At 60.9% G+C, this 18,508-nt stretch carries 19 protein-coding genes and 1 pseudogene; 13 read left to right on the top strand and 7 right to left on the bottom strand.

Annotated elements, in window-relative coordinates:
- Positions 1 to 15: 15 nt before the first annotated feature.
- The 5 genes and pseudogenes from ACTG20_RS01570 to ACTG20_RS01550 form a co-directional block, all read left to right on the top strand.
- Positions 16 to 582, top strand: a pseudogene (locus ACTG20_RS01570) (glycosyltransferase); the annotation flags it as partial.
- Entirely contained in the window at positions 536 to 1,198 is a 663-nt protein-coding gene (locus ACTG20_RS01565) for a glycosyltransferase family 4 protein (protein ID WP_440007950.1), read from the top strand. The pseudogene ACTG20_RS01570 and the gene ACTG20_RS01565, both read left to right, overlap by 47 nt.
- Positions 1,195 to 1,686: a serine acetyltransferase gene (locus ACTG20_RS01560; protein WP_179902852.1), complete on the top strand. Its 492-nt coding sequence runs from the start codon at positions 1,195 to 1,197 to the stop codon at positions 1,684 to 1,686. Before ACTG20_RS01565 ends, ACTG20_RS01560 begins: the two co-directional genes overlap by 4 nt.
- Positions 1,673 to 2,800, top strand: a complete 1,128-nt coding sequence (locus ACTG20_RS01555) for a glycosyltransferase family 4 protein (RefSeq protein WP_194495338.1) — start codon at positions 1,673 to 1,675, stop codon at positions 2,798 to 2,800. Before ACTG20_RS01560 ends, ACTG20_RS01555 begins: the two co-directional genes overlap by 14 nt.
- On the top strand, positions 2,797 to 3,198 hold the full coding sequence (locus ACTG20_RS01550; RefSeq protein WP_194495336.1) for a hypothetical protein: 402 nt from the start codon (positions 2,797 to 2,799) through the stop codon (positions 3,196 to 3,198). The genes ACTG20_RS01555 and ACTG20_RS01550 overlap by 4 nt, the downstream gene beginning before the upstream one ends.
- A gap of 32 nt (positions 3,199 to 3,230) precedes the next feature.
- On the opposite strand, the gene ACTG20_RS01545 is transcribed toward ACTG20_RS01550, so the two are convergent.
- The 6 genes from ACTG20_RS01545 to blrA all read right to left on the bottom strand — a co-directional run bounded on the left by ACTG20_RS01545 (position 3,231) and on the right by blrA (position 9,766).
- Entirely contained in the window at positions 3,231 to 4,628 is a 1,398-nt protein-coding gene (locus ACTG20_RS01545) for a DUF4832 domain-containing protein (RefSeq protein ID WP_194495334.1), read from the bottom strand.
- Positions 4,629 to 4,762: 134 nt separating this feature from the next.
- Complete coding sequence (creD, locus tag ACTG20_RS01540) at positions 4,763 to 6,118, bottom strand: cell envelope integrity protein CreD (protein WP_194495332.1); 1,356 nt, start codon at positions 6,116 to 6,118, stop codon at positions 4,763 to 4,765.
- Positions 6,119 to 6,235: 117 nt separating this feature from the next.
- Positions 6,236 to 6,715 carry a DUF1566 domain-containing protein gene (locus ACTG20_RS01535; RefSeq protein WP_429123625.1) on the bottom strand — a complete coding sequence of 160 codons (480 nt, stop codon included), beginning with the start codon at positions 6,713 to 6,715 and terminating at the stop codon, positions 6,236 to 6,238.
- Between the two features lie 83 nt (positions 6,716 to 6,798).
- Positions 6,799 to 7,593 carry an OXA-12 family class D beta-lactamase gene (gene blaOXA, locus ACTG20_RS01530; RefSeq protein ID WP_439987421.1) on the bottom strand — a complete coding sequence of 265 codons (795 nt, stop codon included), beginning with the start codon at positions 7,591 to 7,593 and terminating at the stop codon, positions 6,799 to 6,801.
- 80 nt (positions 7,594 to 7,673) lie between these two features.
- On the bottom strand, positions 7,674 to 9,095 hold the full coding sequence (blrB, locus tag ACTG20_RS01525) for a beta-lactam sensor histidine kinase BlrB (RefSeq protein WP_439987420.1): 1,422 nt from the start codon (positions 9,093 to 9,095) through the stop codon (positions 7,674 to 7,676).
- Positions 9,092 to 9,766, bottom strand: coding sequence for a beta-lactam response regulator transcription factor BlrA (gene blrA, locus ACTG20_RS01520; protein WP_013724228.1), 675 nt, complete (start codon positions 9,764 to 9,766; stop codon positions 9,092 to 9,094). Before blrA ends, blrB begins: the two co-directional genes overlap by 4 nt.
- A gap of 122 nt (positions 9,767 to 9,888) precedes the next feature.
- Here blrA and ACTG20_RS01515 point away from each other — a divergent pair, with 122 nt between their 5' ends.
- Both ACTG20_RS01515 and glmS read left to right on the top strand, forming a co-directional pair.
- Positions 9,889 to 10,662: a DeoR/GlpR family DNA-binding transcription regulator gene (locus ACTG20_RS01515; RefSeq protein ID WP_064335026.1), complete on the top strand. Its 774-nt coding sequence runs from the start codon at positions 9,889 to 9,891 to the stop codon at positions 10,660 to 10,662.
- Between the two features lie 56 nt (positions 10,663 to 10,718).
- Complete coding sequence (gene glmS, locus ACTG20_RS01510; protein ID WP_005355853.1) at positions 10,719 to 12,551, top strand: glutamine--fructose-6-phosphate transaminase (isomerizing); 1,833 nt, start codon at positions 10,719 to 10,721, stop codon at positions 12,549 to 12,551.
- Between the two features lie 59 nt (positions 12,552 to 12,610).
- Here glmS and ACTG20_RS01505 read toward each other — a convergent pair whose 3' ends face one another.
- On the bottom strand, positions 12,611 to 13,387 hold the full coding sequence (locus ACTG20_RS01505) for a helix-turn-helix transcriptional regulator (protein ID WP_005357256.1): 777 nt from the start codon (positions 13,385 to 13,387) through the stop codon (positions 12,611 to 12,613).
- A gap of 210 nt (positions 13,388 to 13,597) precedes the next feature.
- On the opposite strand from ACTG20_RS01505, the gene ACTG20_RS01500 reads away from it, so the two are divergent.
- The 6 genes from ACTG20_RS01500 to ACTG20_RS01475 are packed head-to-tail and all read left to right on the top strand — an operon-like array spanning position 13,598 to position 18,425.
- Entirely contained in the window at positions 13,598 to 14,359 is a 762-nt protein-coding gene (locus tag ACTG20_RS01500) for a DUF3450 domain-containing protein (protein ID WP_005339362.1), read from the top strand.
- Complete coding sequence (locus tag ACTG20_RS01495; RefSeq protein WP_194495329.1) at positions 14,356 to 15,660, top strand: MotA/TolQ/ExbB proton channel family protein; 1,305 nt, start codon at positions 14,356 to 14,358, stop codon at positions 15,658 to 15,660. Before ACTG20_RS01500 ends, ACTG20_RS01495 begins: the two co-directional genes overlap by 4 nt.
- Positions 15,657 to 16,187: a MotA/TolQ/ExbB proton channel family protein gene (locus tag ACTG20_RS01490; protein ID WP_005339367.1), complete on the top strand. Its 531-nt coding sequence runs from the start codon at positions 15,657 to 15,659 to the stop codon at positions 16,185 to 16,187. The genes ACTG20_RS01495 and ACTG20_RS01490 overlap by 4 nt, the downstream gene beginning before the upstream one ends.
- Positions 16,184 to 16,585, top strand: a complete 402-nt coding sequence (locus ACTG20_RS01485; RefSeq protein WP_005339369.1) for an ExbD/TolR family protein — start codon at positions 16,184 to 16,186, stop codon at positions 16,583 to 16,585. The genes ACTG20_RS01490 and ACTG20_RS01485 overlap by 4 nt, the downstream gene beginning before the upstream one ends.
- A complete protein-coding gene (locus ACTG20_RS01480; protein WP_194495327.1) occupies positions 16,582 to 17,244 on the top strand; it encodes an energy transducer TonB in 663 nt (220 codons plus the stop codon). The genes ACTG20_RS01485 and ACTG20_RS01480 overlap by 4 nt, the downstream gene beginning before the upstream one ends.
- Positions 17,245 to 17,246: 2 nt before the next feature.
- Positions 17,247 to 18,425: a hypothetical protein gene (locus ACTG20_RS01475; protein ID WP_194495325.1), complete on the top strand. Its 1,179-nt coding sequence runs from the start codon at positions 17,247 to 17,249 to the stop codon at positions 18,423 to 18,425.
- Positions 18,426 to 18,508: the final 83 nt, after the last annotated feature.

Raw genomic sequence — 18,508 nt, 5'->3', positions numbered from 1 at the left:
AACAAGTTCTTTTTCATGAAGGGAGGTGCCGAGACCGTCCTCTTTCAGGAGCGGGAGATGGTGCGTCAGGCGGGTCATCAGGTGATCGACTTTGCCATGCAGCATCCGGATAACCTCCCCTCGCCCCAGAGCGGCTACTTTCCTGCCAACGTCGATTATCACCAGCGGCACGGGCTCTTCGATCGGCTGAAGATCGCCGTTCGCTTCATCCACAATCAGGAGGCCTGTGATCGGCTGGCGGAGCTTATTCGTGCCGAGCGGCCCGATATCGTTCACTTTCACAACATCTACCACCAGCTCACCCCGGCGATCATCCGGGTGGCCAAATCCATGGGCTGCAAGACGGTGCTGACAGCCCATGACTACAAGGTGGCCTGCCCCAACTACAGCATGCTGGTCGATGGCGAGCCGTTCGATCTGACCCGGATCGAGGGTTCCTGGCTCAAGCTGTTTCGCCATCAGTGGCAGGAGGGTTCGTGGGGCAAGAGCCTGCTGCTCTCTGCCGAGGCGGCCTGGCAGCAGTGGCGCCGCAACTATGAGCAGGTCGATGTATTGGTGGCGCCGAGCGCCTTCATGGCCGGGATGCTGCACCCGGCTGCCTGCTTCCCGCATCGAGGTGATCCTCAATGGTATCGATGTCGAGTCGAGCCGCGAAAGCGGAGAGGATCGGGGGTACTTTCTGTTCCTCGGCCGCCTGATGGCCGAGAAAGGGGTCGAGACGCTTGCCCGTGCCCATCAGCGCATGACGCGGCCGGCGGGCCTCAAAATTGTGGGCGGTGGCCCGCTGCTGGCGCACCTCGGGCAGCATTATCCCAATGCCGAACTGCTGGGGTTCAAGCAGGGTGAAGAGTTGCTCGATCTGCTGCGTCACGCCAAGGCCGTGGTGGTGCCATCCGAGTGGTATGAGAACTGCTCCATGTCGGTACTGGAGGCGATGGCCTACGGCAAACCGGTGATCGGGGCTCGAATTGGCGGGATTCCGGAGCAGATCCGCGACGGTCTCGATGGCCTGCTGTTCGAGGCGGGCAATGCCGACGAGCTGGCCCGCTGCATGGACAGGCTGGTGGCCGAGCCGGAGCAGACGGCGGCCATGGGGCGTTCGGCTCGTCAGCGGCTAATCGACAGCTACTCCCTCGCCAGCCACCAGCAAGCCCTGCTGGCGCTCTACCAGTCGTTGCTGGAGGAGAAACAGGGATGAGTTTTTGGCATGAGTTGAAAGCCGAACTGGCGCTCAATCCGAGCAAGACGGCGCGCCTGTTCCTGTTCAGTTATCGGCTGGCACAGGGAGGCCGCTTTATGAGGTTGCCCGGCTTGTTGCTGCTCAAGGGATTCAAGCTGCTGTGCGGCCTCGATATCTCGCCAAGAGCCCGGCTGGGTTGGGGCCTGCGCCTCTATCACCCGCAGAATATCGTCATCGGTGATGGCGTGCAGATGGGGCGTGACTGCACCCTGCGCCACAGCTGTACCCTGGGCAACAAGAGTGATCGCCAAAGCGGCCAGCTCCTCTCGCCCACCGTGGGGGACGGGGTCGAGTTCGGCACCGGCGCCATCGTCATCGGGGCCATCGCCATTGGTGATCATGCCTGTGTCGGGGCCGGTGCCGTCGTTACTCGTTCCGTCCCGGCTCGCGCCGTTGTTGCGGGCAATCCCGCCAGAATCATTCGAGAAGATCATGAAGCAGATTAGTGTGACCGTGCTCGGTACCCGGGGGATCCCCCATGTACTGGGCGGTGTCGAAACCCATTGTCAGTCCCTCTATCCGGAGCTGCGCCGCCAGTTCGAAGTGGCGGCGACCGTGCTGGCTCGCGCCCCCTATGTGAATTACCGAAGCGGCGAGTTTGAAGGGGTAGCTCTCAAGGCGTTGCCCGCCCCCAAAAAGAAGTCGCTGGAGGCAATCCTCCACTCTCTGCTCGCGGCTTTTTACTGCCGCAGCCATGCCTGCGATCTGGTGCATGTCCATGCCATCGGCCCGGGGCTGGTGGTGCCGCTGCTGAGGTTGCTTGGCAAACGGGTGGTCTTTACCCATCACGGCCCCGACTATGACCGCCAGAAGTGGGGGGCGCTGGCCAAGTGGGTATTACGCCTTGGCGAGCGCTGGGCGGTACGCTATGCCAGCGAGGTGATCGTCATCTCCGAAGTGATCAACGAGGCGATCCGCCGCCAGTACGATCGCCAGGATGCCCACCTCATCTACAACGGGGTGAAACGGGTCGAGCTACCGGCAGCGGACAAGAGGGAGCTGACGCTGGCCCGTTTCGGACTGACCGCTGGCAGCTATCTGGTGGCGGTGGGCCGCTTCGTCGAAGAGAAGGGGCTGCACGATCTCATCGCCGCCTACCGCCAGCTCGATACCGAGCTGCCGCTGGTACTGGTGGGGGATACGGATCACCCGACCCCCTACAGCGAGCGCTTGCAGCGGATTGCGGATGAAACTCCGGGGGTGATCCGTACCGGTTTCCTCAATGGCGAGGCGCTGATCAGCGTCTTTTCACAGGCGGCCCTGTTTGCCATGCCCTCTTATCACGAGGGGTTGCCGATAGCCCTGCTGGAGGCGCTCTCCTTCTCCCTGCCGGTGGTGGTGAGCGACATTCCCGCCAATCTGGCGGTGGCGCTGCAACAGGAGTGCTATTTCCCGGTTGGCGATGTGAGTGCGCTGGCAGAGCGACTCAACGCCCAGCTGACCCGCGGCAAGGTCGATTACAGCGACTATCTGCAGCGGTATGACTGGCAGCGGATCGCTGGTCAGACTATGGCGGTCTACCGCAAGGCTCTGGGCATACCCGCAGGAGAAAACCAATGAGCCAATTACCGCAGAAACCGCAGGGGGCGATCGACCGCTTCTACCGTGCTCTCTCCCCCGAGGTGGCCGAGAGCCTGAGTGAAACTCAGCGCGACGGTATCGAGCAGGCGCTGCGGCTGATGAGTGATGGCAAGTCGCACGCCATCAACGTCAACAGCGCCTTCGGCATCGGTCGCTGGCGCTGCTATCTGGTGGTGTTGATGGGACGGGATCGCCGTCATCGCGGGCGGGAAAGCGGCTTTCACCTCAAGGTGCTGCTGACCACCCTGCTGTTGCTGCTGGGGATCTGCGGTATGGTGCTGCTGCTCTATCTGGTGAAGTCAGCCCTTGGCATCGACATCTTCAAGCACTTCTCGTTCGGGGTGTGGGATCTGTTCAAAAAGAGTGTGCTGATGTGACGAAAGAGGGCTCCCGCGGGAGCCCTCTTTCGTTACTGGATGTCGATCTCGGCCAGACGATACCAGCCACTCTCTTCCAGACCTGCAATGCCGAGCTGCAAAGCGGGCTGCTTGTCCTGACCGATGAAGGCCAGCTCGAGATAGTAGTGACCGCGTGCCATCCGGCCCGGCAGGGTCAGGCTGTCGCGAGTGGTAGCCTTGCTGCCCGGGATCCAGTGGGTCATGTCGTTGCGGGTCACCAGCATGGCGCCGACCTGGCCTTCCTCGTTGACCAGCCGGTAAGTGAGCGGCCAGTTGCGATAGGCCGGCGCTACCCCGTCGTTGTGCCAGTTGCCGTTGAGGGTAAGGGTAGCCCCCGGCTTCATGGTTCCCTTGAGGATCAGCTGGTCCAGCACGATGCGATAGCCCAGCTTGCGCAGGGCATTGTCGACGATGGGTCGATATTGGGGGGGAACCGGATCCGACTTGAGATTGATGGTGGAGGCGTGTTGGGCCAGCGCCCAGTCAAAGGTGGCCTTGACCTCCTCCATGGTGTACTGCTGCTGGCCTGGCCACTCGCTCAGCTTGCCGCACACCTCGAAACTGACCGGCGCCCGCTGCCAGCTGGAATCGAAGTTCGCCACATCGGCGCGGGCGCTCGCCAGTCGTTCCGGGTAGGCATTGCGCATGTGGCTCCAGCTTTGGGAGAAGTGGTGCCAGTCGCCGAGGCAGTCTGCCCGCCAGCCAGCTCCCTTGCCCACGGCATACTCAAACATGGGCAGGTTGTTGATGAGCATCAGCTTGGGGGTTCGCGGAAAAGCGGCCATCTGCAGGTCAACATAGGGTTTGAGCTGCTCGCTGCTGTAGCGCTGTTCCAGCGTCGGGCCGGGGAAGTTGCTCATGTGCCACTCCCCCCATGAACCTATCATGCCGATGTCGACATGACTCAGCGCCGGGTTGCCATCGTAATGGTCTCCCAGTGCCTGGAACAGCCGGGTGGCCCGGGCGAGGAACTGCGGGTCGCTGTAGTCGGGCACAAAGGTCTGGTGGTTGTTCACCCACTCTCCCCGAATCCCCTTGTTGATAAGCCACTCCGGTATCTTGCTGCCCGAGAAGGGCTCATCAAGGGTCATGACCCTGAGGGCAATCGACTGTTTCGGGGTGGCGTGCTGTGCCTGATCGATGGCCCTGTCGATCAGAGCAAAGTTGTATTCGCCCTCCCGTGGCTCCAGCTCGCTCCAGTAGAAGCGGAAGTAGTCGACCGTGCTGATCGGATGTTCAGCCAGAGAGAGGGGATGACCCCAGCTGTTGTGAAACTCTTCGATACCGACGCCGGGATTGTGCAAGAGGTCGTCGACCGGTTCGGGATGAATGGTGAGGGTACCGGCCAGAGCTCCCTGAGCCCATAGCAAGCCGGAATAGAGCAGGATCCTGCCCGGATGCATTTTCATGTGATCGTCCGCCAGTGGAACATGGTTGCATGCTAGGAAATTGGCGGGCAAAGGCCCAGCCGGTTCCGCTGTTTTCGAGAAGAACCGACTGAAGCCTTTGTTGTCTAGGTCAGAGATTGACGGAGGTTGTGCCCTCAGTCGTCATTGTCATGTCCGGCTGGGCGGGACTCGACACTCCGTTGCCCCATCACCTGATACCAGTCGAGCTTGCGGGTCAGCAGCATGATCAGCGCCAGGGTGGCGAACAAGAGCAGGGCGCCGAGCAGCAGGGCGATCTCTTCGGCCTGCAGCAGGCTGTAGAGGATGGCATAGACCAGCCCGAGCAGCGCTGCGAAGCCGATCCCCTGTTTTGGGCCACTCAGCACATGACTGAGGTAGAAGCCGTTGAGCAGCACGCTGGCCAGTGCGGCCACCAGATAGGCCCAGCCAAAGCCGAGGTGCTCGGTCAGGGCCAGCAGCACCAGATAGAAGATAGCCAGCCCCATACCTACCAGCGCGTACTGGATCGGGTGAACCCTCAGCCCCTTGAGCAGCTCGAACATGAAGAAGCTGATAAAGGTGAGGCCGATGAAGAGCAGGGCATATTTGGCCGCCCGTTCGTTGAGCTGATAGTGATCCACCGGCTGCACCAGACTGACGCTGAAGGTGGAGAGATTGCTATCGCCCCCGTTCATCATCCGGTTGAAGCGGGTCTCCATGTCGCTGGCGAACCAGCTGGTTTGCCAGTTGGCCTCAAACCCTTGTGGACTCAGGGTGCGACTGCCCGGCAGAAAGTCGCCGATAAAGTTGGGATGGGGCCAGTTGCCCGCCAGCAGCAAGGTGCTCTCCTTGCCCAGCGGGACTATGTCGAGGGCGTTCATCCCCTGCAGATTCAGATCCAGATGAAAGGTGCCATCCTGTTGGGGCAGGCTGTCGAGCGGGGCATGGATACCGGCCAGCGCGTCACCGAGACGGGCGCCGGGGGCAAACGGGATCCGCTGTGTGCCGAGCTGCAGTTCGGGGACGCTGTTGATGCCGCGGGCATCGGAGAGCACCAGGCTCAGGTAGGGTTTGCCCGCCACCAGCTCGGCCGTTTCACCGAGCGGTGAGGTCGCGTCATTCAGCAAACTCTGCCGGGTGGGAAGGCTGCCGGATAGGGTGAGGTGGGTCTGGTAGACCTGCGCCTGATAGATGCCCAGCTTGCGCGGGGTGACCTCCATGTTGGCCTTGATATCCAACTGCTCCGGCAGCAGGTAGCGGTAGATCTGCTCCTGACGGACGAAGCGCTTGCCCTCCTGCTCGACCGTCACCGAACGGGTATAGGGCTGCACGATAATGGGCCCCATCAGTCGTTGCGGGCCGCTGCTGCTGGCCATGATGCTGTGAATGGCCTGACTGCGGTAAGCCTGACGCTCCCGGTTCAGCTCCATGATGGATTGCACCGGTACCATCAGCAGCAGGCTGAGCAACAGCAGCAGAAAGATTTTGTGGGTGAATATCTGTTTGACCATGACACGTCTCCTTGTTGGATGGAGTGAGTCTGTCAGTCCGGCGTGAAGTGGTGATGGGCTTGTGTGAAGTGGCGGTGAACTGCTGCAAAACGGCGCCATCAGGCGCCGCGGGATTGTTCAGGGGCGGGAGCGCACCAACCGGGCGGCTTGTGCGAAACGATCGGTGTGGCCGTCGATGAGTCCGTGCATAAAGTCGATGTAGTAGACCAGTTCAGGCATCTCCTCAATGGAGCTGGAGGTCCAGTAGGGGGCTGAATTTTCCCCGTTGTCATGGATATCGGAGAAGAAGCGCGGGTCTGTCATCGGCGCCCGGCAATTTTCGTCGAGCAGGGTGAAGAGCTCCTCGATGGTGGGGAGTCGCCACTCCTCGCCAAGGCGGGCAGCTTCATCTTTGGCTTCAAGCAGCGTCAGCAGGGCCGGTGTGCCCACGCAACCTTTCCCTTTCTGCCACTGGCTGCCGAGGCTGCACGCCTGCCATTCGAGGTGGTTTAGCCGATCATGGATGACTTCTCCCTGCCGTGTCAGGCGGTCGGAGAGATCACAGGCAGCCAGCGCCATGCTGGCCGGAAGCCAGAGCAGCAATAGAAATAATTTCATGTTTGTCTCGTTTACGAATGGCGGTCAGCCCGTCGCTGGTGGGCTGACCGTGGTTATCGGGGTTTATCTGGCGGGAAGCGAGATCACAGCTTTTTAAGTTGTGCAGGCAGGGCGGCCAGCACCTCTTCTTTAGCCTTGATAGAGGCGAACTGCTTGCCGGGCTTTTGCACCACGGTATGGACGAAGATCAGTTGCTTGCCCGGTTTGCTGGCCCATCCGACGAACCAGCCGATCTGCTGATCGCGGTTGAGGCTGCCATCCAGCTTCTTCGGGTAGCCCATGCCGGTTTTGCCGTGGATCTGCCAGCCGTCGATCTCGCTCACCTTGAGGATATTGGCGGTGTACTGCAGGGTCTGCGCCGAAACCGGCAGCTTGCCGCTCAGCATCTTGCCGAGGAAGCGGGCTTGCTCCTCCGGACTGATGGCGAGGCTGGAGCTAAGCCAGGCCTGGGTCAGGCCGTCATGTTTGCCCGGATTGCCGGAGAGATCCCGATTGCCGTAGTCGAAGCGGTCGACATATTGCTGGAAGCGCTCCATCCCCAGCCATTCGGTGAGCTGCTGGGAAAACCAGACCACCGAGTAGGTTTCCCAGCGGCGCGGGGTAGTGGTTTCGCGCCAAGCGGGCAGCCAGCCGTCATAGCTCGGCTTGTAAGGCAGTGCCGGATGCTCTTCATCCACCAGATAGCCACTGTCGTAACCCATCAGCGCCAGCGGGATCTTGAAGGTGGACGCGGGCGGCAGCTGGCTGGAGCAGTCCCCTTCGCTGGAGAGGGTCTGGCCGTTGCCGTCAGCATAGAGAAAGCAGCCGCTGGCGGCGGAGGCTGGCAGGGCTGTGAGCAGACCGGCAGCCAGCAGGCTGGAGAGAAGCAGGCGGGACATAGCATTTCCTTGAGCAAATGGATGAGAGAAAGCGGCAGTCTAATGCCGCTTTGTGTGGGGAATGTGAAGTTGCGGGGGGACTAGGTGAATGGCAGCCAGAGTTCCGCCAGCGCGCCCCCTTCCGGCCGGTTGCTCAGGGTCAGACGACCGCCATGCTGGTGGGCCACCTCATGGGCGAAGCTGAGCCCCAGACCACTGCTCTTGCCCTTGTCGGGGCGCGGCAGGGAGTAGAAGCGCTCGAAGATGCGCGGCAGGGCGTAGTCGGGAATGCCGGGGCCGCAGTCGGTGACCCGAAAACAGTAGCCCTCCTCCTGCTGGCTGCCGCTCAGGGTGACTTGCCCGTTGGCGGGAGAGAAGTCGATGGCGTTATCCAGCAGGTTGCCGATGGCCTGCTCCACCAACAGCGGATCCCACTTCTGTTTCGGCGCGCTGGCCAGCTCGGCCACCAACTCGACCTGACGGCGCTGGGCGATGATCTGGCGGGCATCGAGGGTGCGCTTGCCCAGTTTCGCTGGCTCCACCGACTGGCGATCCAGCCCCTGCCCCGACTCCAGCCGCGCCAGTTGCAGCATTCGCTCGATCAGCTGCTGCATGCGCGCGGTTTCCAGATTGATGTTGCCGATAAACCGTTTGGCGACATCGGGGGGCGGCGTTTCGGCCAAAATCTCCCCTGCCCCGCGAATGGCGGCCAGCGGGCTCTTCAGCTCGTGGGTCAGGCTGTGCACATAGGCTTCGATGTAGCTTTTGCCATCGAGCTGGTGGCGCATGGTCTCCAGTGAGCGGCCGAGCCGATCCAGCTCGACGGTGTGCAGCCTTGGCAGCGGTGCCACCTCCCCCTTGCTGACCGAGTCGGCGTAGTGCACCAGCTTGCCGATGGCGCGGTTGAGCCACCACACCAGCAGGCTGCCGATCAGCAGCGAGATGAGCAGCATCTGGCCGCCGGCCCGCAGCAGCTCCTGTTCCCCCCGCTCGATGGCTGGCATCAGGGTGCGATTGGGTTTGGCGACGGTGAGGGAGCCGATGATTTCGGCCCCTTCCCGCAGCGGTGCCGCCACATACATGGTCGAGCTGGCAGCATCGTCGGGATCGGTGCGGGTGCTGCGGGCGCCATACTGGCCGCGCAGGGTGCGGTAGACATCGTTCCAGCGGGAATAGTCCTTACCCAGATCTGTACCGTCGGAGTCGTAAATCACCATGCCTTGCCGGTCAGCGACATAGATGCGGTACTCCGCCTGCTGCTTGAGGTGGCCGTCGATCATCGCATTGATGGGATTCTGGTTGAGGCGGGCGAAGGCGCTGGCCAAACGCCCGTTCATCATATTGCCCTCTTTCAGATCATCGAGCGCCAGCGGTGCCAGCAGCTGGGTCATGTCTACCAGAGTATCCTCGGTGGCGCTGCGCACCCCGGGTTTTATCTCCTCGACGAAGATCTCCAGCACGAACCAGGCGGCCAGCGCGAAGATCAGCAGCAGGCCGCACAGCAGTTGCAACCCGAGTCTCATGCCAGCTCCAGGCTGTAGCCCAGCCCGCGATGGGTGAGGATCAGGTTGGCTTCTGGATCATGTTCGCGCAGCTTGGCGCGGATGGTCTTGATATGGGTATCTACGGTGCGATCCAGACTCTCCTCCGCATCCTGCCACACCAGATCCATCAGCTGCTGGCGGGAGTAGACCCGCCCCGGCGCCAGCATCAGGGTCTTGAGCAGCAGATATTCGTAGCGGGTGAGGGCCAGCGGCTGGCCGCGAAAGTGAATGCGGGCCCGCTCCTCATCCAGTACCAGCAGGGCGCTGGGCTGGGGGGCGACGGGCTGGCTGCGGCGCAGGATGACCCGCACCCGGGCACACACTTCCCGTGGCGAGAAGGGTTTGGCCACATAGTCGTCGGCACCGATCTCCAGCCCGATCAGCCGGTCTATCTCCTCGCTGCGGGCGGTGAGGAACATCAGGGGGATATCGGTCAGCGCCCTCACCTGCTTGCAGAGTTCGAAGCCGCTGATGTCGGGCAGCCCCACATCGAGGATCAGGAAGTCGGGTCGCGTCTGTTCCAGTCGTGTCAGCAACTGCTGGCCCAGCATGAACCACTCCACCTCGAACCCGTCGGTCTGCAGGGCATAAATCAGGGTGTCGGCGATGCTGGCCTCATCCTCCACCAGCCAGATGACTCTCTTTTGCATGGCATCCTCGTCGCAAATTGGCACCCCATTCTGGCATCGAACTAAATCGGATCCTATTTGCTGTTTTATTTTTCCGAAAAAGGGGCTAATATTTCGATGTTCTTTCGAATCGAAACTTAAAAATGACCAAACGTAATACTCAACAACGCCGTCACACCATAGTGACCCTGGTACAAGAGCAGGGTGAAGTGAGTGTCGACGCCCTCGCCAAACACTTTTCTACCTCCGAAGTGACCATCCGTAAAGATCTGGCCGTACTGGAGACCGGCGGTCTGCTGCTGCGCCGTTATGGTGGTGCCGTCCCCTTGCCGAACGAGATGGTGGTCGAGGTCAACCCTGAACAAGTTTCGAACCGAAAGTTAGCCATTGCCCGTGCGGCGGCCGAGCGGCTGCGTGATCACAACCGCGTCATCATCGACAGCGGCAGCACCACCAGCGCCATGATCCCCATGCTGGGCAACAAGCGCGGCCTCATCGTGATGACCAACTCCCTCAATGTGGCCGGTGCCCTGCGCGAGCTGGAAAATGAGCCTACCCTGTTAATGACCGGTGGCACTTGGGACCCTCACTCCGAATCCTTCCAGGGGCAGGTGGCGGAACAGGTGCTGCGCTCCTACGACTTCGACCAGCTCTTTATCGGTGCCGACGGTATCGACCCGGAACGTGGCACCACCACCTTCAACGAGCTGGTGGGCCTGTCGCGGGTCATGGCCGAGGTATCGCGGGAGGTCATTGTGATGGTCGAATCGGAAAAGATCGGCCGCAAGATCCCCAATCTCGAACTTCCCTGGTCGAGCATCCATACCTTGGTGACCGACGAGGGGCTGGCCAGCGAGGCCAGAGAACAGATTCAAGCCCAGGGGGTGACGCTTATCTGCGCCCCGGTCACTTGCTGACATCGAGCTCTGAACCATCCAACTGACTTTACGATTTGCATCTCAAGGAGAAGTGTATGTGTGGCATCGTCGGGGCTGTTGCCCAACGTGATGTGGCTGAAATTCTGGTAGAGGGCCTGCGCCGTCTGGAGTACCGCGGTTATGACTCAGCCGGTGTGGCCGTGTTCAGCGCCAACCAGCCGTTGCAGCGGGTTCGCCGTCTGGGCAAGGTGGCCGAGCTGGCCAAGGCGCTCGACGAGCAGTCCGTTCACGGTGGTACCGGCATCGCCCATACCCGCTGGGCCACTCACGGCGAGCCCTCCGAACGCAATGCTCACCCCCACGTCTCCGAGCATATCGTGGTGGTGCACAACGGCATTATCGAGAACCACGAAGAGCTGCGGGAAGAGTTGAAGGCGCTGGGCTATGTGTTCAGCTCCGACACCGATACCGAGGTGATTGCCCATTTGGTCCATCATGAGCTGAAGAGCGCCGGCAGCCTGCTGGCCGCCATGCAGACTGCGGTGAAGCAGCTGCGCGGTGCCTACGGTACCGTGGTGATGGACAGCCGCGACGACAGCCGCGTGGTGGTTGCCCGTTCCGGTTCACCGCTGGTGATCGGCCGCGGTATCGGCGAGAACTTTATCGCCTCCGACCAGATGGCGCTGCTGCCGGTGACCCGTCGTTTCATCTTCCTGGAAGAGGGTGATGTGGCCGAAGTGACCCGCCGTGACGTGCATATCTTCGATACCAACGGCAACGCCGTGGTGCGCGAAGAGCAGGAGTCCGAACTCTCCCACGATGCCGGTGACAAGGGTGAATACCGTCACTACATGCTCAAGGAGATCCACGAGCAGCCCAAAGCGATCACCAACACCCTGGAAGGGCGTCTGGGCAGCGATCACGTGGTGGTCGAATCGTTCGGTAACGGCGCGCGCGCCATCTTTGACAAGGTGGAGCACGTGCAGATCGTCGCCTGCGGCACTTCCTATCACTCCGGCATGGTGGCTCGCTACTGGTTCGAAGAGATCGCTGGCGTCTCCTGCGATGTAGAGATCGCCTCCGAGTTCCGCTATCGCAAATCGGTAGTGCGCCCCAACAGCCTGCTGGTGACCCTCTCCCAGAGTGGTGAGACCGCCGATACCCTGGCCGCCCTGCGTCTGGCCAAGGAATCCGGCTACATGAGCTCGCTGGCTATCTGCAACGTGCCGGGCTCCTCGCTGGTGCGTGAATCGGATCTGGCCTTTATGACCCGCGCGGGGGCAGAAATTGGTGTGGCCTCCACCAAGGCGTTCACCACCCAGCTGGCTGGCCTGCTGATGCTGGTGGCCTCGGTCGGTCACTGCCGTGGCCACCTGAGCGCCGCCGCCGAAGCCGAACTGGTCAAGGCGCTGCAAGCCTTGCCGCTGCGTATTAAAGAGAGCCTGGCGCTGGCCAAGGATATCGAAACCCTGGCCGAAGAGTTTGCCGACAAGCAGCACAGCCTGTTCCTCGGCCGTGGCAGCCAGTACCCCATCGCCATGGAGGGGGCGCTCAAGCTCAAAGAGATCTCCTACATCCACGCCGAAGCTTACGCCGCTGGTGAACTGAAGCATGGCCCGCTGGCGCTGATCGATGCCGAAATGCCCATCATCGTTGTGGCGCCGAACAACGATCTGCTGGAGAAGCTCAAGTCCAACGTGGAAGAGGTGCGCGCCCGTGGTGGTATCCTCTACGTGTTCGCCGATGCCGACACCGGCTTCAAGAGCGACGAGACCATGCGGGTCATGAACCTCAACCATGTGGAAGAGGTGATCGCCCCCATCGTCTATACCGTGCCGCTGCAGTTGCTCTCCTACCACGTTGCCCTGATCAAGGGCACTGACGTGGACCAGCCGCGCAACCTGGCAAAATCGGTGACCGTTGAGTAAGTCACTCTCTCAAATGAAAAAGAGCCGCAATTGCGGCTCTTTTTGTTTCGGCTGAGGGGTTACGACAGCCGCAGGTTGGTGATGGTGACCTCGTCGAGGGAGGGCACTATGATGCCGCTGGTGATCCCTTTGGCGATGGCCTGACTGCGGTTCTTTGAGTCGGTCTTGTTGGTCACCTGGGTCAGGTGAAAGTTGACCGTCCGCTCACTGATGCCGAGGATGGTGGCGATCTCCCAGGAGGTCTTGCCCTCGCTGGCCCAGAACAGGCACTCCTTCTCCCGATCCGACAGTTCGGTCAGGTATTTCATCATATCCGGTCTGCTTTTTATCAGTTGCAGCGCGGAGTTGAAGATGTAGCTGGCGCAGAACGACAGCAGCGGGACATTTTCAAACATCAGGTCGGAGTTGGATTTCTCCTTGGTGATGAATGAGAGGATGCCGTGCTCCCCCTGCGGGGTGTGCAGCGGAAAGGAGACGCCATTGCGTACACCGAAATCGGCGGCCAGGTTCATCACGTCGCGGCTGGCGCTGGGCAGCCAGGGCGAGTCGCAGTCGAGCTTGTTCCAGAAGATCGGCTGGGTCTGTTTCAGCCCCAGATAGACCACCGGATCCTGGGTCAGGTACTGGTTTTCGCTGTAGGCGTCAAACCAGGTGGTCGGACAGTTGTTGAACAGTGCCACGTGGGATTTTTGCATGCTGATGGGGAAAATAATCAGCAGCCGAAAGTAATCAAAGCCCATTTGATGACTGAAGCGCTCCAGCAGTTGCTGGATATCGCTGGTTTTTGTTGCCTTGGTGAACTTGTCGATATGTTCCCAGATCGCATCGTTGAGCATTACTTTCTCCTTTTTCGATCTCTATCACACTGATCGAAAAGATTTTTTATCGTTATTTATATTTGTGCGGTGGCTATTGGAGCCACTTATTCCGTGCGTGCTTAAAAATTATCCTGTTTTTGTGCATAAAGGCCAAGAAAATCCTCTCGTTGCCAGTCCGCCCTGCATTTGAGATAATGATAATAGTTATCATTAGTAAGATGTATTTCAATGAACAAATTATGGGGTGTGGCCCTGCTGCCACTGTCAGTCCACTTTGCTGCCATCGGGGATGAGCTGGTTGCTCCCGCCCTCAAGAACAGCATAGCTGCCGGGAAAGCCTCCCAGCAGCGGGTGGAAAAAGCCGCCGATGCCGCTGTTGCCGCACGACTGGAGCTGCAAAATGCCCAGCTTCAACTACGCGACCTCGAAGCCTACAACCGCTACATGCAATCTCTGGTGGCCGATCAGCAAAATGAGCTGGGTAAATTGAGCCAGCAGCTGGAAGCGGTGCAAGAGACCCGTCAGGGCTTGATTCCGCTGATGTTGCAGATGCAGGCAGATCTGGAACAGCTGGTGCAAAACGACATCCCGCTGCGCAAGGAAGATCGGCTGGCGCGGGTTGAACAGTTGAAAGCGACCCTGGCCCGTGCAGACGTTAGCGAGGCAGAGAAATTCCGTCAGCTGCTGCAGGCCTATCAGATTGAAGCCGAATACGGCAGCCGGATGGACAGCTATTCCGCCGAGCTGGAGCTGGATGGTGCTCCGCGTCGGGTCGATGTGCTGGCGCTGGGTCGGGTCTCCCTGCTGGCAATGACGGCCGATCGCAGTCAGGCATGGCGCTGGTCTGCCGAGTCTAAGCAGTGGCAAGCCCTCGACAGCCAGTGGCTCTCCCCTATCGCCGAGGCGATGGATGTGGCCGCCGACAAGAAAGTTCCCCAGTTGCTCAATGTCCCCCTCTCTGTCAGCCGTAGTCAGGAGGCCCAATCATGAGAGTCACCATGAAGTGGTTCCCCCTCCTTATTGCTCTCTCCTGCGGTGCCAATGCCGCTGTCGCTGATGAGTGGCAGCAGCAGGAACAGGCTCGTGAACAGCAGGCTCAGCAAGATCTGGCGACCGTTGCCAAGGAGCTCGGCACTGCCCGCGCCAGACTGGCCGAGGCCCAGCGCCTGAGCAAGGAGCTGGCTGGCAAGTTCGCCAGCAACGAGAAGCAGCTGGTCGAGCTTAACGCCCAGTGGGAGCAAGCCTCCGGCGACATGAACGAGATCTTCGCGGTCACCCGTCAGGGCGCCAGCGATGCAGTCAAGCTGCTGAGCGAATCCGCCGTCGAGGGCCAGTACCCGGAGCGTCTCGCCCCGCTGAAAGCCATGGCACAGGATAAACAGGTGCCGGATCGCGCCGCTCTCGCCCTGCTGCCCGCTACTCTGCTGCAGGAGATCCGCGAATCTGGCCGGATTGCCCAGTTCAACGGCAAGGTGCTCGATGCTCAGGGGGCTGCCAGCGAGCAGTCGCTGACCCGGGTTGGCAGCTTTGCTCTGCTGGGGAGTGACGGCTTCCTGCAACCGACCGCCGAAGGCTTGAGCCCGGTACTGGGTCTGCCCGGTAGCGTGCTCTCTGCCGTTGCGGCTTATCAGGGTCAGGAAGGGGAAGCGCTGCCGCTGGATCCTTCTCATGGCACTCTGCTGGCGATGCTGGCACAGGCACCCACCTTCTGGCAGCAGGTACAGCAAGGTGGTCAGGTTGGCGCCATTATCGTGCTGCTGGCCGCCATCGGTTTGGGTATCGCTGCGGTACGGCTGTGGAGCCTCTCCCGCGAACTGGGTCGGGTGCGCCGCCAACTCAAGAGCGGCGAGTATCACGCCGACAACGCCCTTGGCCGGGTGCTGACGGTGGCAGACAAACACCCCGAGCTGAGCATGGAGACCCTCGAACTGCGTCTTGATGAGGCGATCCTGCAGGAGACTCCTCGCATGGAGCGCGGCATCGGCATGGTCAAGGTGATCGCGGCCATCGCCCCCATGTTGGGCCTGCTCGGTACCGTGACCGGGATGATCGGCACCTTCCAGGCCATCACCCAGTTTGGCACCGGCGATCCCAAGATCATGGCGGGCGGCATCTCCATGGCGCTGGTTACCACGGTACAGGGTCTGGTTGCTGCCATTCCGCTGATCCTGGCCCACAGCCTGCTGCAATCGCGCTTCACCGAGCTTTCCAATGTACTGGAGCAGCAGGTAGCCGGCATTCTGGCCGAGCGCGCCGAGAGCAATAACGGCGGGATGGAGCGAGCAGCATGATGCTCGACATCTGGCAACAGCTGCAGAGTTTCATGGGCCGTGGCGGCCCTGTGCTCTGGGTCATTCTGGCCCTGCTGGTGCTGATGTGGATTTTGATGATCGAGCGGCTGCTCTACCTCAATCTGGGTTTCGGTCCCTTGCAGCAACAGCTGCTTGGCCGCTGGCAGGCCCGCAGCGAGCGCCACAGCTGGCACGCCAGGGCGATCCGCAGCCGCTGGCTGGCACAGGCGGAGCTGGAATTGAACCGTCATCTGATCTTCATCCGCACCCTGGTGGTGCTCTGCCCCATGCTGGGGTTGCTGGGCACAGTGACCGGCATGATCGGCGTATTCGATGCGTTGGCTGCGGCCAACCGCTTTAACCCGGAGAGCATGGCGGGCGGGATCTCCCGCGCCACCATCCCCACCATGGCGGGCATGGTGGTGGCGCTCTCCGGCGTGTTGTTACTCAGTCGGCTCGAGAGTCAGGCCAAGCGTGCGCTGGCCAAGACCCGGGACGGCCTGCGAGAAGAGAAGGTAATGCAATGAGACGGCAATCCAAACGCCAGCGTGACGAAGTGCAGATCGACATGACCCCCATGCTGGATATCGTGTTCATCATGCTGATCTTCTTTATTGTCACCACCTCCTTCGTGCGCGAAGCCGGGCTCGAGGTACACAGACCTCAGGCCAGTCAGGCCAAGGCGCAGAAATCTTCCAGCATCATGCTGGCGATCGGGGCTCAGGGTCAGATCTTCCTTGACCGCAAGCAGATCGATGTGGAGCGGGTGCAGGCCACCATCGCCCGTCTGCTGGCGGAGCAGCCCGATGCCAGTCTGGTGATTCAGGCCGATGAGCGAGTGCCCCATGGCAAGGTGGTGCGGGTGATGGATGAGGCCAAGGCGGCAGGCATCGCCAATATCGCCGTGGCGGTGGCGCCGAAATGAAATACAAGCTGATGAGCCTGGGGCTGGGGATCGCCCTCAGTCTGGGCATCCTGCTGTTTATGGCCACGCTGGTTGAACCGCCCCGGGGCGAGAAGGTGGCGAGCGAACAGAAGCCCATTGTCATCAATATGCAAAACGAGGTGACCGAGGTGCAGGTGCGCGAGCGTCCGGTACCGCAGGAGCCTGAACCTCTGCCAGAGCCTCCCGCTGCATTGGCCTCGACACCGCTGCCGATGCCTGCCGCGGCCCCTTTGGCGGCCGTTGAGCCGAGTCTGGATCTGGTTTCCAGCCTCAGCGCGGTGCAGGTCTATGCCCCCGGTGTGGCGACCAGTAACGCACCGGTATTGAGTGGCAACTACCACGGCCAGCAGCAGGGGGCAGGTATCGGCGCAGGTGACATGCTGATGCCGCTGCAACGGATCGAGCCGGTCTACCCCTATCGTGCCCAACAGTCAGGGATCGAAGGATTCGTCACCCTGCGCTTTAGCGTGAATGCGGAAGGTGGCGTGCAGGATGTGGAAGTGGTCGAGGCCAAACCCAAGCGTCAGTTCGAGCGGGCGGCCATTCAGGCGATCAACAAGTGGCGCTATCAGCCGAGACCGGGCGCTACCGACAAGCTGGTGCAAGTCATCACGCTCAAATTCAAACTGGAGTCATAACTATGTTGCGGATCTGGATCTGTCTGCTTGCCCTGGTCGGCCAAGCCTGTCTGGCGATGGAGGTCAGCCCTCACTTCTCCCGTCAGCTTGAACCCGTGATGAAGCTCTATCAGTCCGGTCAGTGGCAACAAGCCCAGAGCAAGGCGTCCGGCCTCAAGCCAAATAGCGATGCCGAGCGTGCCTGGCTGGCGCAGCTGCAAGCCTCGCTGGCGGCCAATCTGCAACAGACCGCCCAGGCGAGCCGTTATGTCGAACAGGCCCTTGCCTATAAAGAGTGGCCAGAGCAACAACAGCTCCAGCTGCTGCGACTGCGCGGCGATATTCAGGCCCAGCAATCCAACTGGTCTGGTGCCATTGCCAGCTACAAGGCGGCACTGGCACTGAAGCAAGACGATGCACTGCGCCTGCGTCTGGCCGGTCTCTATTACCACAACAAGCAGTACGGTGACGCCGCCAGCCAGAGCGAACAGTTGTTGAAGAAGGGTTGGCAGAAGCAGGCCGCCATTATTCGTCTCTCCGCCCTCACCGCTCAGCAACGTTATGGCGTGGCTGCCGAGCAGGCGGCTGAGTTGATCAGCCACGAACCCAAAGAGAGCAAATGGTGGCAGCAGGCGGTGTCGCTCAACCTCTCCGCCAAACGCGGCGATCAGGCGCTGGCTCTGTTGCAAACAGCTATCGACAGAAAACTGATGGATGATGCGTCTGCCCGCAATCAGCTGATCCGTCTCTATGCCTGGCAAGGGCTGCCTTATCGTGGTGCCCGTCTGCTGGAAGCGGCCATGGCCAAGGGACAGATGAAGCAAAGCGCTGAAAACCGCCAACTGCTTGCCCAATTGTGGGAAGGTGCCCGGGAGTGGTCACAAGCGGTCGATAGCTGGCAGCAGCTCGCCAACCAGCACGGTCAGCCCAAAGCCGCCATGCGCGCCGCCGAACTGCTGCTGCAACAGGGCAAGACTGATGCTGCCATGACCCAGCTCGCCGCCATCAAGTCGGTAAAAGGCGAGCAAGGCAATCGTGCCAAAGCGCTGCTGGTGCAGGCACACCTTAATAAGGAGCAGTATGCCCAGGCGCTAGAACTGGCCCGTGAGCTGCAGCAACAGGATAACTGGCAGCAGAAGGCAACCAGCTGGGTCAACTATATCCGGGCACAAAGCGAAGAATTGAGCAAAAAAGCGGCGTAAAAGAGATGCCAAGGGGTTGTTTTGGGGCGTTCAGTTCGCTTTTTCAGCAAACGAACGCATTTTTGCAAAAAGCTCTTGTCATC

The sequence above is a fragment of the Aeromonas sp. 84A genome, assembly GCF_051919345.1.
In the GTDB taxonomy this organism is placed as follows: domain Bacteria; phylum Pseudomonadota; class Gammaproteobacteria; order Enterobacterales; family Aeromonadaceae; genus Aeromonas; species Aeromonas veronii.
The sequence above is the reverse complement of the archived record's forward strand: the minus strand, read 5'-3'. Positions and strand labels throughout refer to the sequence as shown.

Coding starts and splice junctions, on each gene's coding strand:
- ACTG20_RS01565 (WP_440007950.1), top strand. CDS start 536: ATGAGCAGGTCGATGTATTGGTGGCGCCGAGCGCCTTCATGGCCGGGA.
- ACTG20_RS01560 (WP_179902852.1), top strand. CDS start 1,195: ATGAGTTTTTGGCATGAGTTGAAAGCCGAACTGGCGCTCAATCCGAGC.
- ACTG20_RS01555 (WP_194495338.1), top strand. CDS start 1,673: ATGAAGCAGATTAGTGTGACCGTGCTCGGTACCCGGGGGATCCCCCAT.
- ACTG20_RS01550 (WP_194495336.1), top strand. CDS start 2,797: ATGAGCCAATTACCGCAGAAACCGCAGGGGGCGATCGACCGCTTCTAC.
- ACTG20_RS01545 (WP_194495334.1), bottom strand. CDS start 4,628: ATGAAAATGCATCCGGGCAGGATCCTGCTCTATTCCGGCTTGCTATGG.
- creD (WP_194495332.1), bottom strand. CDS start 6,118: ATGGTCAAACAGATATTCACCCACAAAATCTTTCTGCTGCTGTTGCTC.
- ACTG20_RS01535 (WP_429123625.1), bottom strand. CDS start 6,715: ATGAAATTATTTCTATTGCTGCTCTGGCTTCCGGCCAGCATGGCGCTG.
- blaOXA (WP_439987421.1), bottom strand. CDS start 7,593: ATGTCCCGCCTGCTTCTCTCCAGCCTGCTGGCTGCCGGTCTGCTCACA.
- blrB (WP_439987420.1), bottom strand. CDS start 9,095: ATGAGACTCGGGTTGCAACTGCTGTGCGGCCTGCTGCTGATCTTCGCG.
- blrA (WP_013724228.1), bottom strand. CDS start 9,766: ATGCAAAAGAGAGTCATCTGGCTGGTGGAGGATGAGGCCAGCATCGCC.
- ACTG20_RS01515 (WP_064335026.1), top strand. CDS start 9,889: ATGACCAAACGTAATACTCAACAACGCCGTCACACCATAGTGACCCTG.
- glmS (WP_005355853.1), top strand. CDS start 10,719: ATGTGTGGCATCGTCGGGGCTGTTGCCCAACGTGATGTGGCTGAAATT.
- ACTG20_RS01505 (WP_005357256.1), bottom strand. CDS start 13,387: ATGCTCAACGATGCGATCTGGGAACATATCGACAAGTTCACCAAGGCA.
- ACTG20_RS01500 (WP_005339362.1), top strand. CDS start 13,598: ATGAACAAATTATGGGGTGTGGCCCTGCTGCCACTGTCAGTCCACTTT.
- ACTG20_RS01495 (WP_194495329.1), top strand. CDS start 14,356: ATGAGAGTCACCATGAAGTGGTTCCCCCTCCTTATTGCTCTCTCCTGC.
- ACTG20_RS01490 (WP_005339367.1), top strand. CDS start 15,657: ATGATGCTCGACATCTGGCAACAGCTGCAGAGTTTCATGGGCCGTGGC.
- ACTG20_RS01485 (WP_005339369.1), top strand. CDS start 16,184: ATGAGACGGCAATCCAAACGCCAGCGTGACGAAGTGCAGATCGACATG.
- ACTG20_RS01480 (WP_194495327.1), top strand. CDS start 16,582: ATGAAATACAAGCTGATGAGCCTGGGGCTGGGGATCGCCCTCAGTCTG.
- ACTG20_RS01475 (WP_194495325.1), top strand. CDS start 17,247: ATGTTGCGGATCTGGATCTGTCTGCTTGCCCTGGTCGGCCAAGCCTGT.